Below are 14,694 nucleotides of genomic sequence, written 5' to 3' on the forward strand. Positions count from 1 at the left end.
GGCAAAATAACCACACCGAAGTGTGGTTAGAGTTAAACGTACCGGTGTTACTGGGTACTGGTGGTGGTTGTGGTGGTGGTCCCGGTATTGGAACCGTCACCGCCGCCGGTTGCCGCCAGAGCGACACCCACCGCCGAACTTACGGTGCTCACGCTGGATGCCGAGGAGCTACCCGCCGACACCGACGTTGCTGCCGAGCCTGCTGCTTCACCCACCTGAACGGGGGCTGCATAGACAGAACTCGCCGCAAGCGCAGATATGGCAAAAATGCCATACAGAACTTTTTTCATAACAATTTCCCTTCATTGAATGAATGGAGATTTGCCCAAAAGCGTTTCGGGCGGGATCGAGTATACACAACTAAAGCATGCGAATTACGGTAGGGGGAAATAGCGGAATGGTTTTAGGATAATTGGACTTTTGTTGAATTATTTACTTTAATTAAAATAACAATAAACATTAAAAACAACGAGTTATCATTAAAACCTGACATCTGAACGATCCGTATTATCCTAAAATAACACGGCGTTATTTTCCGGTTATTTATTATTTTAGGATTATGCTCAATATAGAACGGTGGAGAACAACACGAACAACCGGAATTATCTTATAAAAAAAGCCGATAATAATATCGGCTGATTTCATTATTAATTTGCCGGATAAGGCATTCGCCGCCATCCGGCACGCTGGCAGATTAACGCCAGGCTTTATAACGGTTAATCAATCCGTTAGTCGAGCTGTCGTGGCTTTCGATCGCCTTATCATCTTTCAGCTCCGGCAGAATACGGTTTGCCAGCTGTTTACCCAGCTCAACGCCCCACTGGTCGAAGGTAAAGATGTTCAGGATGATGCCCTGTGTAAAGATTTTGTGCTCATACAGGGCGATCAGCGCCCCCAGGCTGAACGGGGTGATTTCACGCAGCAGGATGGAGTTAGTCGGGCGGTTGCCCTCAAACACTTTGAACGGTACCACGTGTTCCAGCGTGGCCGGATCTTTACCCTGGTCACGGTATTCCTGCTCCACCACTTCGCGGGATTTCCCGAACGCCAGCGCTTCAGTCTGGGCGAAGAAGTTAGACAGCAGCTTCGGATGGTGATCGGACAGCGGGTTATGGGTAATCGCCGGGGCGATAAAGTCACAAGGCACCATTTTGGTTCCCTGATGAATCAACTGGTAGAACGCGTGCTGACCGTTGGTTCCCGGCTCACCCCAGATGATCGGACCCGTCTGGTAATCCACCGGGTTGCCGTTACGGTCAACATATTTCCCGTTGGACTCCATATTGCCCTGCTGGAAGTAGGCCGCGAAACGGTGCATATACTGGTCGTACGGCAGGATGGCTTCGGTTTCAGCACCGAAGAAATTGTTGTACCAGATGCCGATCAGCGCCAGCAGCACCGGCAGGTTGCTCTCCAGAGGCGTGGTCGAGAAGTGCTTATCCATCGCATGCGCGCCGGACAGCAGTTGCACAAAGTTGTCGTAGCCGACAGACAGGATGATCGACAGACCAATCGCTGACCACAGAGAATAACGACCGCCCACCCAGTCCCAGAACTCGAACATGTTGGCGGTATCAATACCGAACTCACCAACCGCTTTCGCATTGGTAGACAGTGCAGCGAAGTGTTTCGCAACGTGTTTTTCATCACCGGCGGTTTTCAGGAACCAGTCACGCGCGCTGTGGGCGTTGGTCATGGTTTCCTGCGTGGTGAAGGTCTTGGACGCCACGAGGAACAGGGTAGTTTCCGGATTCACGTTCTTCAGCACTTCGGCGATATGGGTACCGTCGACGTTAGAAACAAAGTGCATATTCAGGTGATTTTTGTATGGGCGCAGCGCTTCGGTCACCATGAACGGGCCGAGGTCGGAGCCGCCAATACCGATGTTGACCACGTCGGTGATCGCTTTACCGGTATAACCTTTCCACTGACCCGAAATAATGGCTTCGGAGAAAGATTTCATCTTCTCCAGCACCGCGTTGACTTCCGGCATCACATCTTTGCCGTCAACCATAATCGGGGTATTGCTACGGTTACGCAGCGCCACATGCAGCACGGCACGATCTTCCGTACGGTTGATTTTCTCGCCGGAGAACATGGATTTGATGGCGCCCGCCAGATCGGTCTCTTTCGCCAGATCCTGCAGTTTCGCCAGCGTCTCTTCGGTGATGCGGTTTTTGGAGTAATCCACCAGCATCAGATCGTCAAACGTTGCGGAGAATTTGCTGAAGCGATCGTTATCCTTCGCGAACAAATCCGCGAGGGTAACGTCCTTCATCTCGTCAAAGTGTTTTTGTAGTGCCTGCCAGGCAGAGGTCTGCGTTGGATTGATGTTTTTCATTAGCAATACTCTTCTGATTTGAGAATTGTGACTGAGATCGATTGTAACGCCAGTCACAGAAAAGTGTGATTGTTTTAGTGCCGTTGCCCTGGCTTCGGTCAAATACAGTGAAAAAACAGCGTTGTTATAAGTACGGTTACTCAGCCACTTGCCAGCATGAAAAATCCGCATAATCCCGGCGTTGACAGTGTCGTCTGCACATTTTATTTATAAATACGGTATTTGCGCCTGCACCGGTTTCTGTTCTGCCTTTGTGCCCAGGTCGCTTTCTCACTCCCTGACACGAGGTTGTTATGACAGAAATCGTTGTTTCCAAATTTGGCGGTACCAGCGTCGCTGATTTTGATGCCATGAACCGCAGCGCCGACGTGGTGCTTTCCGATGCAAACGTGCGCGTAGTGGTGCTCTCAGCTTCTGCTGGCATCACCAATCTGCTGGTGGCGCTGGCAGAAGGACTGGAACCACAGGCTCGCTTTGAGAAGCTCGACGCCATCCGTAAAATTCAGTTCGATATCCTGGAGCGTCTGCGTTATCCCAACGTCATTCGTGAAGAGATTGAACGCCTGCTGGAAAATATCACCACGCTGGCGGAAGCGGCCTCATTAGCCACCTCCCCGGCACTGACGGATGAACTGGTCAGCCACGGCGAACTGATGTCCACCCTGCTGTTTGTTGAGATCCTGCGTGAGCGTAACGTTCAGGCGCAGTGGTTTGATGTGCGTAAAGTGATGCGAACCAACGATCGCTTTGGCCGTGCCGAACCTGACGTAGCGGCGCTGGCGGAGCTGGCGACATTGCAACTGACCCCACGTCTGAGCGAAGGGCTGGTGATCACGCAAGGGTTCATCGGCAGCGAAGGCAAAGGGCGTACCACCACACTCGGACGCGGCGGCAGCGACTACACGGCCGCCCTGTTGGCCGAAGCGCTGCATGCGGCGCGTGTCGATATCTGGACGGATGTTCCGGGCATCTATACCACCGATCCTCGCGTGGTGCCTGCCGCCCAGCGTATCGATGAAATCGCCTTTGAAGAGGCGGCGGAAATGGCCACCTTCGGCGCGAAAGTGCTGCATCCGGCTACCCTGCTGCCGGCGGTGCGCAGCGATATCCCGGTCTTCGTTGGCTCCAGTAAAGATCCGAAAGCGGGCGGCACGCTGGTTTGTAACAAAACGCAGAATCCACCGCTGTTCCGCGCGCTGGCGCTGCGTCGTAAGCAGACGCTGCTGACCCTGCACAGCCTGAATATGCTGCACTCGCGCGGTTTCCTGGCTGAAGTGTTCGGCATTCTGGCGCGCCATAATATCTCCGTAGATTTGATCACCACCTCTGAAGTGAGCGTGGCGCTGACGCTGGACACCACCGGTTCCACCTCCACCGGCGATACGCTGCTGACGCAGTCGCTGCTAATGGAACTGTCGGCCTTGTGTCGGGTGGAAGTGGAAGAAGGTCTCGCGCTGGTCGCGTTGATTGGTAACGATCTGTCGAAAGCCTGCGGTGTCGGCAAAGAGGTGTTCGGCGTACTGGAACCGTTCAATATCCGCATGATTTGCTATGGCGCCTCCAGCCATAACCTCTGTTTCCTGGTGCCTGGCACCGAAGCAGAACAGGTGGTACAGAAGCTGCACCATAATTTGTTTGAGTAAGACAGGCCTGAATGCCGGATGGCGATGAAACGCCTTATCCGGCCTGGAGGCCAGCCGGTGTCGGCCCGATAAGCGTGAGCATCATCGGGCAACACAGTCATGACATCACCGTCTCGTAAAGCAGTCGATCCAGTGCCTTCACGTCGCCTTCGCGGCTATCCGGTAACGTTGGCGGGATTTCGCCTCGCGCCAGTTCGGCGTGGATAAACGTATGTAGCAGCGGACGACGCGGACCATACTCCGCCTCCCCAGCCCGCTGTTTGCGCACCAGCAGTTCATCTATTTCCTGACGTAACGGCGCATCCAGATCGCTTCCCGCCAGCAGTTCGGCAAACCGCATGGGCGGAACGCCTTTTCCTGCTTCAACCCAACGCACCGCCAACAGCGGACGCAGGACGTAGAAGTACTTTTTCAGACGCACCGTTTCCCCCTGCAAGTAGCCGCGAAAGTTTTTTCGCGCCATCGAGTAGTAGTGCCAGCGCGCACGAAGCGGAGAAAACCACTGCGGTATCATCGCTTTAAGCGCACTGACCGTAGCATCATCCTGCTGATAAACCACCGGGGAATCCAGCCACTCGATCAGCGTTGGGTTAGCGCCCTTCAGCAGACCCAGCGCTTTACGCCACTCCCAGCCGCACACATCCAGCTCATCGTCGATTGGCAGCTCGATGACGTCACGCGGCGCATCAACCCGCAAATACCACTCCGGCGGATGAACATACAAAAACCGCACATCGTAATCGCTATCCGTCGAGGCAAATCCCCAGCCACGACTCCCCGATTCGCAGGCATACAGCACCCTGACGCCGTAGCGGGTTTCTATCTCTTTGAGCTGCCGCATGACCCGTTCGCACATTGCGGCACTCACTGCATTTTTGGTCATCTTCTTTTATCCTTTTACACATACCACCTGCCGCAACGTATGCACGATCTCCACCAGCGAAGACTGCGCCGCCATCACGGCATCAATGTCTTTGTAGGCCAGCGGAATTTCATCAATCACCTCGCTGTCTTTACGGCATTCAACGTGGGCCGTCGCGCGGATCTGATCCGCTACGGTAAAGCGTTTTTTAGCCGCCGTTCGGCTCATGGTTCTTCCCGCACCATGACTGCAGGAACAGAAGCTCTCTTCATTGCCCAACCCACGCACAATGAAGCTTTTCGCCCCCATCGATCCGGGGATGATCCCCATCTGGCCTTTTTGTGCGGAAACGGCACCTTTACGCGTTACCAGCACCTCTTCACCAAAATGACGCTCTTTTTGCACGTAGTTATGGTGGCAATTCACTGCTTCTTGTTGCGTGATAAACGGTTTACTCACGCTACGCGACAGCGCGGCCAACACGCGGGACATCATGACCTCCCGGTTTTGTCGGGCAAAATCCTGCGCCCATTCCACCGCTTCAATGTAGTCGTTGTAGTGCCGACTCCCTTCCTGGAAATACGCCAGGTTTCGGTCAGGCAAATTCGCGATATGTTGTTGCATATCCTGCCGCGCCAGCGTGATAAAGACGTTGCCGATGGCATTCCCCACACCACGCGAACCACTGTGTAACATCACCCAGACGCGCTGCTGCTCATCCAGACACACTTCAATGAAATGATTACCGGTTCCCAACGTTCCGAGATGCTTATAGTTATTGGTTTTCAGCAGCGAGGGATACTTGTCAGTCAGGCGCGTAAAGCGCGGTGCCAGTGTCCCCCAGTGAGTACTCACCTCCTCTGGCGGCGTGTCCCACGCCCCTTTATCGCGACGGGATCGCGTATTGGTTCGCCCATGTGGAACGGCCTGCTCAATCGCACTCCGCAACCCGCTGAGGTTATCCGGCAGATCGTCAGCCAGCAGCGAGGTACGTACCGCAATCATCCCACAGCCGATGTCCACCCCCACTGCTGCCGGAATAATCGCTCCTTTGGTCGGAATCACGCTGCCAATCGTTGACCCTTTCCCCAGATGCACATCCGGCATGACCGCCAGGTGTTTAAAAATAAATGGCATCTTCGCCGTGTTCAGCAATTGCTGGCGTGCCTCGGGTTCCACCGGGACGCCGTGCGTCCACATTTTCACCGGCGCCGCGTTCTGCGACGTCAACAGCGCATAGTCGTGATGTGCCATGTTTCTTATCCTTTAATGTTCACTAAGCCGTGCAGAACCTGGTCCAGGCCACCGAATACCGAGATTTTATCGATACGCTCTGCCACTCTTTCGAGGGTTTCCAGCTCTTTTAAACGCAAAGCTACCGGGTTGTTTTCCATCACTTTCGCCGTATTCAACAACGAGCGCGTCGCTGCCGTTTCTTCACGACGGCGGATCACGTTGGCCTGCGCCGATTTTTCCGCTTCAACCAGACGGGACAGAATCGTTTTCATATCCCCCGGCAACACAATGTCCTTCACACCCAGCGACGCCACGTCGATGCCATACGGTGTCATCCGGTCTTTCACCTGTGCGCTGACCACCTCATCAATTACCTGTTTATCTTCCAGCAGCTCATCAAGCGTGCGCGTCCCGACGGCCTCCCGCAGCGCAAACTGCAGTTCGCGGTACAGATGATCGAGCGGTTTAGTGAGCTGTGCAAACGCCAGCAACACATCGCGGTAACGCCAGTTCGCTGCCAGATTCAGGCGCAGGTTGACCTTATCTTTGGTCAAAATTTCCTGACCGCCTACTTCCAGCACCTGCAAACGGGTATCCACCACTTCGGCGTCAACCAGATGATTCACTTTCCAGTACGCCGTCAGACCCGGCGGCAGCAGTGCCTGCGTCTCGCCATCAATTTTCAACACTCCGGCGTGCCAGGCAGGCACCTGTACGGTAAGCATCGCTTCACGACCTTTTACCGCGCCGCTACGTCGCGGTTGCAGAACCGCATTCATGACCTCAGCAGGCACCTGAACCTGACGCGTATCCATCCGTACCAGTTTCAACGCCTCGTCGGCCCGCCAGTACAAACGGCGCGTTGACGGCGGCAGGATCTCCTGCAACACCTCATTCATGTATAACGCGCCCGCTTCGCTGTCGTTAAGATCAACGGCCAGGGCATAACGTGTTACCCAGTCTGGCTGAAAGCGGCGTAAATAATTCGCCAGCGCTTCCGGCACTTCGCTGCCGTCCAGATTAACCACCAGCACCTCTGGCGTGTTGAACCACGGCAGACGGTGTTCACCCGCCTCCAGAACCTGATAGTAGTCGCCGTTTTTGGCTAACAGACCTAATTGCCCTTTACGGATCGTGATTTTCTTCGTCATTTTTCTTTTTTCCTTATCAAGTCAGGTGCGGGTGCGGGTGCGGAGGCGAGGCCACAGGGGAATTCCCTTTTGCCTGCGGCGCGGCATCGTGACCGGCGACCTGTTTTGGGGCCTGTTAACTGCGCAGTGCCCGTTTTTATTTCTTTGATTAACAACCAGTTTCATTGGGAGAATGAATCGGGAATCGAACCCATTGTTCAGGTGTCATCGGTTGACGGAACACCTCCGGAATACAGCCTCAGCCGTTCCTGATGTGCCGGCGGGGTTTAACCCCCTGCGTTTTCAACGTGTTGACGAGAGGGTTATTGCCAGAAGCGTGCCAGAACGAGAAAATGACGAAATTATTTTTTAGTTTATTGATTAATAAGTAATTAATTTTCATCACCAAAAATGATGATTGCAGACGTCTCGCCTGTTTTTTATCCTTACCTATCGAACTTTATCTTTTTGGATAAACATGAAAAAGCGACGGGTGGTGATTGGTGTACTGGGCACGGTGCTGGATAAACGCGGTAAACGGGCAAACCGGTTAAAGAAATGGCGGCCCACGGTCGGACTGTGCCAACAGCCGGATTTCCCGGTCGATCGGCTGGAGCTTATCCACCAGCCACGCGATGCCGGGATGTGTCAGCAGTTAGCGGAAGATATTAGCCTGCTCTCGCCACATACTGAGGTTCGTCCACATGCCATCCCCATTACCGATCCCTGGGATTTCGAAGAGGTCTACGCCGCGTTCCTCGACTTTGCCACTCATTACACTTTCGATACCGAGAATGAAGAGTATCTGGTGCACATCACTACCGGCACTCATGTGGCGCAAATTTGCTGGTTCCTGCTGACGGAAGCCCGCTATCTGCCCGCCAGCCTTCTGCAAACCGGACCCGCACCGAAGGGCGCTCCGCAGGAGGATGTTGCCGCTGGCACCTGCTCGGTGATCGATCTTGATTTAAGCCGCTATGCCACACTCACCAGTCGCTTTCAGCGTGAGCAGCAACAATCGATCTCCTTCCTCAAAGGCGGTATCGAGACGCGCAATGCCACGTTCAATAAACTGATTGACCGTATTGAGCGCGTTGCCTTGCGCTCTGGCGATCCTATCCTGCTCACCGGCCCCACCGGTGCGGGGAAATCCTTCCTCGCAAAACGGATTTTTCAGCTTCGTCAGTCACGGCATCTGGTGGGTGGAAAACTGGTGGCAGTGAACTGCGCGACGTTGCGCGGCGATAACGCCATGTCGACGCTGTTTGGTCATGTGAAAGGCGCGTTTACGGGCGCACTGTCGTCACGAACGGGACTGTTACGTGAAGCCGACGGCGGGGTGTTGTTTCTGGATGAGATCGCGGAACTGGGGTTGGATGAACAGGCCATGCTACTGAAAGCGATCGAGGAGAAAACCTTCTTCCCGTTTGGCTCAGATAAAGAGGTGTACAGCGATTTCCAGTTGATAGCCGGAACCCATCGCGATATGCCGCAGTGGGTCGCCGAAGGGCGTTTTCGCGAAGATCTCTACGCACGGATAAACATGTGGCGCTTTGCCCTGCCCGGCCTTGCACAGCGGCGTGAAGACATCGCCCCTAACGTGGAGTATGAGCTGCAACGCTTCTCCCGCAGCCGACAGAATCAGATTCGTTTTGATAAGGAGGCGCGTGAACGCTATCTGGCGTTTGCCTGTTCACCTCAGGCGCAGTGGCGTGGCAATTTCCGCGAACTGAGTTCCTCCGTCGCGCGAATGGCGACGCTGGCCGAGCAAGGACGTATCACGCAGGCCCTTGTCGACGAAGAGATTGCGCTTTTGCAGGAGAGCTGGGGAGAGGCACCGTCGCAACCGGAACTGGAGATGGAGATGGAACTCGACCTCTTTGACCGCCGCCAACTGGAAACCGTGCTTGAGGTCTGTCGCCGCAGCGCATCGTTGTCCGAAGCCGGACGTGAACTCTTCGCCGTCTCACGACAAAAGAAAGCCAATCCCAACGATGCCGACCGTCTGCGTAAGTACCTGGCTCGGTTTGGTCTGAGCTGGGAAAATCTCAAAGTCAGAACATAAGCATAATTTGTTTGAATAATACCTCTTCACACGATACACAATAATGATGGTTGGGCTCGATCCCAACCCGTTAATAACAAGCAAACACAACATACGTGCAAGGAAAACAACATGCTCGCCACTCTCACCAGGCTGTTCCCGTTATGGGCGCTGCTGCTCTCTGCTATTGCGTATTACACGCCATCCACCTTTACGCCTGTCGGCCCGTGGGTGACGACATTGTTGATGCTGATTATGTTCGGCATGGGCGTCCACCTGAAAGTGGATGATTTTAAACGTGTGCTCTCACGCCCGGCACCGGTTGCGGCGGGAATTTTCCTGCACTATCTGGTGATGCCGCTGGCGGCCTGGGTACTGGCGATGGCATTTAACATGCCGCCGGAACTCTCCGCCGGGATGGTGCTGGTCGGAAGCGTCGCCAGCGGCACGGCATCTAACGTCATGATCTATCTGGCGAAAGGCGATGTCGCACTCTCGGTAACGATCTCTTCCGTCTCCACTCTGGTGGGCGTGGTCGCCACACCACTGCTGACGCGTCTGTATGTCGATGCGCACATTCAGGTGGATGTGATGGGGATGCTGCTCAGCATCCTGCAAATTGTGGTGATCCCAATTGCGCTGGGCCTGGTGATCCATCATCTGTTCCCGCGCGTCGTGAAGGCAGTTGAACCTTACCTGCCCGCCTTTTCGATGGTCTGCATTCTGGCGATCATCAGCGCAGTGGTTGCCGGTTCCGCCGCGCATATCGCGTCCGTCGGCTTCGTGGTGATTATCGCGGTGATCCTACACAACACCATCGGCCTGCTCGGCGGTTACTGGGGCGGGCGCTTGTTTGGCTTTGACGAGTCAACTTGCCGCACGCTGGCGATCGAGGTGGGAATGCAAAACTCCGGTCTCGCCGCCGCGCTGGGTAAAATCTACTTCGGCCCGCTCGCGGCCCTCCCCGGCGCACTGTTCTCGGTCTGGCACAACCTTTCCGGCTCTCTGCTGGCAGGGTACTGGTCCGGTAAACCGATTGATGAACAGCAGAGTGCTGTCAAAGAAAATTGATCCCCTGCGAATGGGGGATTTCCCCATTCCTTGCCTTCCTTGTTTGAACCTCATCACAAAACAACAAATATCAACACAAAACAAAAATATAATTAATACCTTTATTTTCAGTTAATTATTATAAATTTATTATTTTATCGAGAGCTGTATTCGTTCTTTTAATGTTGCTTTATTTTGTTTTGCTTGGGAATATGATCCCACTACAACACAGATCACCCCCTACCCTATCTTTTCTTTGAGGCCGCTATGAAAAAAATTGCGATTATTGGAAGCAGTGGAGGCAACCTCTACAACCTGGGTGGCGCTGAGCCAGAGAAGTTACTCCAGGAGATTTATCAGCAGTGTGAAGCCGCGGGTGTCACCGTCGCTGCCGTGCAGTTCATTGCAGCAGAGGCGTCGATGGATGTCGCCAAACCTGACACCCCAGCAGCCGTCTATGCCTTAACCACAGAAAACAACACAAAACCACAACGTATCTTCCAGGGTAAACTCTCCGAGGTGAATGCCTCCGTCGTCGAGAGCGATCGCCAGATAGCCGGGATGATCCGCAGCGGTGAGATCGACGGGATCGTAGTGATGAGCGCCGATCCGGTAAAAGCTAACCAGGCCGTTTTTGATGCCGCCGTAGAAATGAAAACCCCGATTGTCGGCACCGGCGGCACCTCGATGGCGCTGGTCGCCGCAAAGGGCGCCAATGTGGTCGCCACCTCAGGCACCACGGGGACCACCAGCCGCACTCGCGCGGTCTCTTTCGTCGCCTCGCTGTGTAAATACTGGGGTATCAAATACAAACCCCAGTTGGGCAGCGCGTCGCCTGCACAAGGCGGTTCCGGAAAGAGTCTGCTTAAGCGCTTTAACATCCGCAGCATCATGATCCCGGCGCTGCCAGGCTTTATCGCGATGGCGATCGTACTCGCCCTGAGCCACATCCCCGGGCTGGAAAAACTCAACGATATCTTTGAAATCCTGCTGAAGGGTCTGCCGGTGCTGGTTGCCGTGCTGGCGGCAAAACAGATCTCCGAACTTGATGAAGTCTCCATTGTAGCCGGGGTCGTCGCCGGGGTGCTTTCCGTTGAAGGCGGCCTGATCGGGGGGATTATCGGCGGTCTGATGGCCGGGATTTTTGTGCGCTGGTTGTTTGAGCTGTGCCTGAACTGGCGTTTCCCGATGACCACCGTCAACATCGTTGCCGGCGGGATTTCGGGTCTGACTGCTGGCCTGATCATGCATTATCTGCTGAGTCCCCTGGCGCTCTCCGCCGGTAACTACATCAAGCTGGCTATCGAAAGCACGCTGGCATTCAGTCCGATTCTTGCCGGGCTGCTGGCCGGTCTGGTGATCTGGCCAGCCATTCTGGGCGGTGTCTATCACGCGGTCATTCTACCGCTGGTGCTGCTGGAGATGGAGAAATCCGGCGTCAGCTTCCTCGGCGCTGTGGATATGGTGGGTCTGGTGATGGTTGCTGCCGGCATCAACCTGGCTAACGTCATCGCACCACGCGAAAAAAGCGAAGCGGCCGTCGCCACACCGGGCCTGCTTATCAACCTGGGCTTCGGAACATTTGTGGAATCCGCCTACCCTTTCATGTTCGCCAACAAAATCGTCTTTGGTTCCGCCATCTTCTGGGCCGGAATGGGCGGCATGATGCTCGGCTTCTTTAACGTCAAAGGGGTGGCCTACGTCCCGGCGTTCGCCTCACCGTTCTTATCCAGCAACGCATTACAGATGGCGATTGTGATGTTCACTGTCATGGCAATGACCTGTATCACCACCATCATTGCGAACCGTTTTAAGGCTGTCGTACAGAGTGAATCTGTGGCGTCTGCCCGTTAATAAATGCACCAACACCAGAGGTACACCATGTTTAAAGGCGATATGAATAAAAAACGCGCCAAAGCGTTACAGAAAGTGAAAGATGCCATCGCGCTGCACGGCGGGCAAACCATCCTCAGCACGGGGATCACCGGCGACGATGCGCGCCTGGCAAAAGCGGTCTGTGAGGCAGGCGTGAAACTGCTCGAGCCGAACCATCCTGCGCTGGCGCTGGCGCGCGGACACAAAGGGGTGAGTAACATGCACGCGGCGGAGCAAATCCGCCACGAAATCACCAACGGTCAGATGGCAGAAGCTGTGCACGGCGTGCGTAATGTGGTCCCGGACGACATCTTCATCACCGTGGGCATTGCGGGCGGTTTTACCGAAACGCTGCCCGTCCCGCTCAGCGAAACAGAGATTCTGGAGATTGCCCGCGCCGGAGCTGACGGTTTACATACCCATAAATCAGACTGGGACGACCTGCAGGACATCGTCAACCTTGCCCATCAGTATGGCCTGACCGTGGATGCCTACATTGGTCATCCGGATGATTTGCATACCTTCGGTATTCCGGCACGCACCCCGGAAGAGGTCGCCAGCGTAGCGAAACGTATGCAGGAGATTGGCGTCGATATGATCGGCCTGATGACCGGCATGAGCTATGAAGGCGTGGCGGCAGGCGATATCCCGCAGATGATTAAAGACCGTCTTCGGGCGCTGGTTGGCGCGGTGGACGTCCCGACGCTGGCAGAAGGAGGCATTAACCTCGCCAATGCCAAAGCATTTAAGGACACCGGGGTTAATATCCTGGTCGTCGGTACGGCAATCGACAATATGGTCTGCAATGCCGCCAAAGAGGCCGTGACCCCGTTTATCGCTCATGCCTAACGACAGAGAACAATAATGCTACTGGTTACCGATCTGGATGGAACATTGCTGACGTCGCAGAAGACTATCACGCCACGCACACGTCAGGCGCTGGTTGACTTTCGTCAGCGCGGCGGTCTGCTGGCCGCCTGTTCCGCCAGACCGGTCTCCTCAATGGCGCGCCTGTTACAACAGCAGCAGGTTGAGACACTGTTTGACTGGTGCGCAGGCTTCAACGGCGGACAGATCCTTGAGCTGGCGTCACAACGCATTCTGCATTCTGCGGCCCTTACCCGGATGGATCTCAGAGAGATTGACCGCCATATTTCGCTGTCCCGTTATCCTCACCATTTTTTTACTGCCCAGGCGATTTATCACCGCGACGATCGCCTTATCGCCCCGTGGACATCCTATGAGGCCAGTTTATTTGCGTTACCGCTTATTAGCGCCGCGCCAGGGAATATCTTTAATCGTCGCGATATATTTAAAATTACGCTGGTCGCAGAACACGCCAGGATCGACGATCTCTGTCGGAAAATAAGTCGTCAGTTACCCAATGACTATAAGTCGACAATCACCGGTGGGAATTATATTGATATTCAACGTAGCGAAATAAATAAAGGGTATGCGCTAAATGAAATCGCCCGCCAATTAAATCTGTCAACCACTGAGATTGCCGCCATTGGCGATCAACAGAATGACATCAGCATGTTCGCCGTTGCCGGGTTCGGCATCGCAATGGGCAACGCGCCAGATAGCGTGAAACATCAGGCGCGGTATGTAACCACCACCAATGATGATGAGGGTATCGTCTGCGCGCTGGAGTGGTTGCGTTGCTCTGCGCATCCAGTTACCATGCGGCAAAGTTCGACCCTGGCGGAAAATAATGAACCCGATTAAAAGAAGAAAGCATATTCTTGATGAATTAAACAAGTTCGGTGAAGTGACCGTTATTAAATTATCAGAAACGCTGAACGTGACCTCGGAAACCATTCGCCGCGATCTCTCTTTGCTGGAGTCTGAAGGTCAAATCACCAAAATTCACGGTGGCGCGGTCAAAAAACAGGTTGTTCAGGAAGATGCATTTGGCGCGAGAATTGATGCCCATCGCGAAGAAAAAATGGCGATTGGCAAAGCGGCGGCGGGAATGGTCAGCGAGCGCGATACGCTATTTATTGATTCCTGTACCACGAATCTTATTCTTGCCGAACACTTACCCCCTCTCGCGTTTTCCGTTATTACCAATTCCGCCTTAATTGCCGATAAAATAAAAGAGCATAATCTCCAGGCGCGAGTCTATGTCTTAGGCGGTGAATACGATTACCATTTCCGCGCCAATCTGGGCGTCTCTGTGTGCCAGCAGATTAATGCGATTCACGCTGATATTTGCTTTATCGGTGCGGGTGGCATTTCGCCGCAGCATGGTGTACTCGTGAAGAGCTTTGACGAGGCATACGTTGCCAAAGCGATGATTGCGATGAGTAAAAAATCCGTGATTCTCGCTGACCATACTAAATTTGGTCAGGACGGCGTGATGTGTATCGCGACTCTCAAAGAGATCGATTACGTCATTACGGATAAGGGATTTAAAACAACGGGTTATACACAACAGGATTTCGCCGGAAAACTGCGTATTGCTGACTGAGCGCTATCCGCCCGAGGCGTATTGCCGTACACTGAAATCA

12 protein-coding genes are annotated in these 14,694 nt (G+C 54.2%); 7 read left to right on the forward strand and 5 right to left on the reverse strand.

Going from position 1 to position 14,694, the window contains the following annotated elements; all coding sequences use genetic code 11:
* Window positions 1-47 precede the first annotated feature (47 nt).
* A complete protein-coding gene (gene yjbE, locus HVZ37_RS20655) occupies window positions 48-290 on the reverse strand; it encodes an exopolysaccharide production protein YjbE (protein ID WP_042321038.1) in 243 nt (80 codons plus the stop codon).
* A 404-nt stretch (window positions 291-694) separates the two neighbouring features.
* Window positions 695-2,341, reverse strand: coding sequence for a glucose-6-phosphate isomerase (gene pgi, locus HVZ37_RS20660; RefSeq protein ID WP_125339216.1), 1,647 nt, complete (start codon window positions 2,339-2,341; stop codon window positions 695-697).
* Window positions 2,342-2,634: 293 nt separating this feature from the next.
* Here pgi and lysC point away from each other — a divergent pair, with 293 nt between their 5' ends.
* Complete coding sequence (lysC, locus tag HVZ37_RS20665) at window positions 2,635-3,984, forward strand: lysine-sensitive aspartokinase 3 (protein WP_042999018.1); 1,350 nt, start codon at window positions 2,635-2,637, stop codon at window positions 3,982-3,984.
* Window positions 3,985-4,081: 97 nt separating this feature from the next.
* On the opposite strand, the gene HVZ37_RS20670 is transcribed toward lysC, so the two are convergent.
* The 3 genes from HVZ37_RS20670 to HVZ37_RS20680 are packed head-to-tail and all read right to left on the reverse strand — an operon-like array spanning window position 4,082 to window position 7,233.
* Window positions 4,082-4,867, reverse strand: coding sequence for a nucleotidyltransferase domain-containing protein (locus HVZ37_RS20670; RefSeq protein WP_181627932.1), 786 nt, complete (start codon window positions 4,865-4,867; stop codon window positions 4,082-4,084).
* Window positions 4,868-4,873: 6 nt separating this feature from the next.
* A complete protein-coding gene (locus HVZ37_RS20675; RefSeq protein WP_181627933.1) occupies window positions 4,874-6,100 on the reverse strand; it encodes an RtcB family protein in 1,227 nt (408 codons plus the stop codon).
* Between the two features lie 5 nt (window positions 6,101-6,105).
* A complete protein-coding gene (locus HVZ37_RS20680) occupies window positions 6,106-7,233 on the reverse strand; it encodes a slipin family protein (protein ID WP_044264155.1) in 1,128 nt (375 codons plus the stop codon).
* A 457-nt stretch (window positions 7,234-7,690) separates the two neighbouring features.
* Here HVZ37_RS20680 and rtcR point away from each other — a divergent pair, with 457 nt between their 5' ends.
* The 6 genes from rtcR (at window position 7,691) to HVZ37_RS20710 (ending at window position 14,654) form a co-directional block, all read left to right on the forward strand.
* Complete coding sequence (gene rtcR / locus HVZ37_RS20685; protein WP_181627934.1) at window positions 7,691-9,277, forward strand: RNA repair transcriptional activator RtcR; 1,587 nt, start codon at window positions 7,691-7,693, stop codon at window positions 9,275-9,277.
* A 111-nt stretch (window positions 9,278-9,388) separates the two neighbouring features.
* Complete coding sequence (gene panS / locus HVZ37_RS20690; protein WP_044265250.1) at window positions 9,389-10,327, forward strand: ketopantoate/pantoate/pantothenate transporter PanS; 939 nt, start codon at window positions 9,389-9,391, stop codon at window positions 10,325-10,327.
* Between the two features lie 246 nt (window positions 10,328-10,573).
* Window positions 10,574-12,160: a PTS sugar transporter gene (locus HVZ37_RS20695; protein WP_046401379.1), complete on the forward strand. Its 1,587-nt coding sequence runs from the start codon at window positions 10,574-10,576 to the stop codon at window positions 12,158-12,160.
* 27 nt (window positions 12,161-12,187) lie between these two features.
* Window positions 12,188-13,030, forward strand: coding sequence for a histidine biosynthesis protein (locus HVZ37_RS20700; protein ID WP_044253395.1), 843 nt, complete (start codon window positions 12,188-12,190; stop codon window positions 13,028-13,030).
* A gap of 15 nt (window positions 13,031-13,045) precedes the next feature.
* Window positions 13,046-13,909 carry a Cof-type HAD-IIB family hydrolase gene (locus HVZ37_RS20705; protein WP_181627935.1) on the forward strand — a complete coding sequence of 288 codons (864 nt, stop codon included), beginning with the start codon at window positions 13,046-13,048 and terminating at the stop codon, window positions 13,907-13,909.
* Complete coding sequence (locus tag HVZ37_RS20710) at window positions 13,896-14,654, forward strand: DeoR/GlpR family DNA-binding transcription regulator (RefSeq protein ID WP_104445921.1); 759 nt, start codon at window positions 13,896-13,898, stop codon at window positions 14,652-14,654. Before HVZ37_RS20705 ends, HVZ37_RS20710 begins: the two co-directional genes overlap by 14 nt.
* The last annotated feature ends 40 nt before the right edge of the window (window positions 14,655-14,694 follow it).

Source organism: Citrobacter sp. RHB35-C17, assembly GCF_013816795.1.
GTDB lineage: Bacteria > Pseudomonadota > Gammaproteobacteria > Enterobacterales > Enterobacteriaceae > Citrobacter_A > Citrobacter_A amalonaticus.

What these genes read in the sequence shown, in the direction of transcription:
- yjbE (WP_042321038.1), bottom strand. Translation starts at nt 290, where the DNA reads ATGAAAAAAGTTCTGTATGGCATTTTTGCCATATCTGCGCTTGCGGCG.
- pgi (WP_125339216.1), bottom strand. Translation starts at nt 2,341, where the DNA reads ATGAAAAACATCAATCCAACGCAGACCTCTGCCTGGCAGGCACTACAA.
- lysC (WP_042999018.1), top strand. Translation starts at nt 2,635, where the DNA reads ATGACAGAAATCGTTGTTTCCAAATTTGGCGGTACCAGCGTCGCTGAT.
- HVZ37_RS20670 (WP_181627932.1), bottom strand. Translation starts at nt 4,867, where the DNA reads ATGACCAAAAATGCAGTGAGTGCCGCAATGTGCGAACGGGTCATGCGG.
- HVZ37_RS20675 (WP_181627933.1), bottom strand. Translation starts at nt 6,100, where the DNA reads ATGGCACATCACGACTATGCGCTGTTGACGTCGCAGAACGCGGCGCCG.
- HVZ37_RS20680 (WP_044264155.1), bottom strand. Translation starts at nt 7,233, where the DNA reads ATGACGAAGAAAATCACGATCCGTAAAGGGCAATTAGGTCTGTTAGCC.
- rtcR (WP_181627934.1), top strand. Translation starts at nt 7,691, where the DNA reads ATGAAAAAGCGACGGGTGGTGATTGGTGTACTGGGCACGGTGCTGGAT.
- panS (WP_044265250.1), top strand. Translation starts at nt 9,389, where the DNA reads ATGCTCGCCACTCTCACCAGGCTGTTCCCGTTATGGGCGCTGCTGCTC.
- HVZ37_RS20695 (WP_046401379.1), top strand. Translation starts at nt 10,574, where the DNA reads ATGAAAAAAATTGCGATTATTGGAAGCAGTGGAGGCAACCTCTACAAC.
- HVZ37_RS20700 (WP_044253395.1), top strand. Translation starts at nt 12,188, where the DNA reads ATGTTTAAAGGCGATATGAATAAAAAACGCGCCAAAGCGTTACAGAAA.
- HVZ37_RS20705 (WP_181627935.1), top strand. Translation starts at nt 13,046, where the DNA reads ATGCTACTGGTTACCGATCTGGATGGAACATTGCTGACGTCGCAGAAG.
- HVZ37_RS20710 (WP_104445921.1), top strand. Translation starts at nt 13,896, where the DNA reads ATGAACCCGATTAAAAGAAGAAAGCATATTCTTGATGAATTAAACAAG.